The following is a 1,839-nucleotide window of genomic DNA, read 5'->3' as shown; positions in this document are numbered from 1 at the left end:
CATCCGCAACGCTTCAGCAGTAGCAACCATCCCCCAACACTACACCGGTTCGCCATTTCAGCGACAGACCACTAGGAGGGTGCACAGGGGCCAAATATCGTTGCCCAACGGCGGGTGCCGACCGGCAGGAGAGAATTCGAACAGCCTCCGCTGGGGTCGGGAGGGTTACCTACGACACTCCGGCGACGGCTTTGGCAGCAGCCACGGTGTCGGTGAAGTTGGTAACGGAGGCATTGAATGCGTCGAGTGCCGCCAGGCGCTCGGCCGATCCCTCGCTGTTGACCAGGCCGTCGAGCACGTTCTCCGCCGCCGTCTTGGCTGCGGTGGCGGCGGTCACGATCTTCTCGTGTTCGAGTGCGAGGTTGGCATCCCCGGCCGGTGGCGTTGCCGCGGCCACCTGATCTGCAAAGGCCGTTGTGTCGACGACCAGGGTTTCCAAGGCCGCCTTTGTGTCCGAGTAGTCCGCCGTACGACCGTCCCAAGCTGCGTTCACCGTGACCATCCGGATCCCGAGTTCTGCGAGGGCAAGGTCGAAGTTGTCAAGGCCGGCGGCATACGCCTGCACTTCAGGGCTCACGACCACCGGGAGGGTGGTCTCCGTCGAGGTGTCGGACGGTTCGCTCGTCGACGTCGTCGTCGAAGAAGAAGAAGCCTCGTTGTCGGGTACCGCGGGGACCGTATCGATGCTCTTGGTGAAGAGGTAGGTGAACCCGACCATTCCGACAATGATCAGGGGAAGGATCCACCGCCCCGGTCTGGGATCTGGATTTCGTGCCATCGGCAGTCCAACGATAGTCGACCGGTTTCGGGTTCCCGAACAATGCAGGCGGAAGTAGTCGCCGACGACCCCCTTGAACAGTTCGCCGTGGTGTCGTACGTTCGACAAGCCCCCGCATTTCCCTGGAGAGGCATCATGCGAGACGAGCTTCCCGAGACCGAGACCGAAACATATGAGCACATTCCGTGGAGTCAGCTCACACTGACAAACGAGACGGCAGATAGAGGCAAGTGGATGTACTTCGCCACCGCGCTCCTGGTAGCTGCGGCGATCGCCGCCGTCATCGCCCGCATGATCTGGCAACCCGAAGTGGCTGTTGCCGTGCCTTCCCTCATGTCGACGGTTCCATTGCCGGCTGTCACGATTCTGGACCCTCCTTCCGCTCCGGCGCTCTACTCGGAGGCAGACCTGCTGGCCGCCTTGCCTCCCCGTGACATCGAACAGAGCGTGGCGACAACCGCGGAGCGTTACGCACGTCAATGGGCAGAGGGCCGGTCCGACGACTCCTGGACCTATGTCGAATGGGTTGCGGTCGAATCCACCGAGGACGTAGGGGAGGGCCTCTTTCGGGTGCGCCTACTGATGCAGCTCCTTCATGGTGGCGAAGATGGCACCGTGCGATTGCCGGTCGAGGGGATAGAGGTGATGGTCCTGATCGATGAGGAGTCGGTGTCGGTCCTTGATCTGCCGAGTCCGGCCCGGGTGGGCACGGTGCCCGTGATCTCCCCGCCGGTTGATCCCACCGAGGTACCCGAGGCGGTTGCCTCCGCGGCTCTCGACGTTGTCTCCCCATGGGGGGTGGGAACCATCATCGGCGGAGGAGTGGCGGATGATCGCTGGCGTGTGGAGGTGGCAGTGGGATCTGACCGCGGTCTTGAGCGGGTCGTGGCCGTGTGGCTCAATCCGGACGGCTCACCCACCCACCCGATGCCGTAACAATGATCTCTGGCCCCCGGCAGCCCTATCGGCGCGGTAGAACCTACAGGGAGAGGCTCAGGACATCGTTGGCGGAAAGGCTCAGGACATCGTTGGCGTTTGATCACCCTGTCGGTCGTGTCGAG

Annotated in this window: 2 protein-coding genes; one reads left to right on the top strand and one right to left on the bottom strand. The window is 63.1% G+C overall.

Going from position 1 to position 1,839, the window contains the following annotated elements:
* Positions 1-169: 169 nt before the first annotated feature.
* Entirely contained in the window at positions 170-778 is a 609-nt protein-coding gene (locus tag P1T08_18780) for a hypothetical protein (GenBank protein ID MDF1598119.1), read from the bottom strand.
* A 135-nt stretch (positions 779-913) separates the two neighbouring features.
* Between P1T08_18780 and P1T08_18775 the strand changes: the two genes are divergently transcribed.
* The gene (locus P1T08_18775; GenBank protein MDF1598118.1) at positions 914-1,714 is read left to right on the top strand and encodes a hypothetical protein; all 801 of its coding nucleotides are present in this window, start codon (positions 914-916) and stop codon (positions 1,712-1,714) included.
* The last annotated feature ends 125 nt before the right edge of the window (positions 1,715-1,839 follow it).

The sequence above is a fragment of the Acidimicrobiia bacterium genome (genome assembly GCA_029210695.1).
Classification (GTDB): Bacteria; Actinomycetota; Acidimicrobiia; order Spongiisociales; family JAHEDJ01; genus JAHEDJ01.
This window is presented reverse-complemented; position numbering and strand designations above follow the sequence as displayed.

Bases quoted from the DNA above. Each gene is read 5' to 3' on its own strand.
- P1T08_18780 (MDF1598119.1), bottom strand. From the start codon at position 778: ATGGCACGAAATCCAGATCCCAGACCGGGGCGGTGGATCCTTCCCCTG.
- P1T08_18775 (MDF1598118.1), top strand. From the start codon at position 914: ATGCGAGACGAGCTTCCCGAGACCGAGACCGAAACATATGAGCACATT.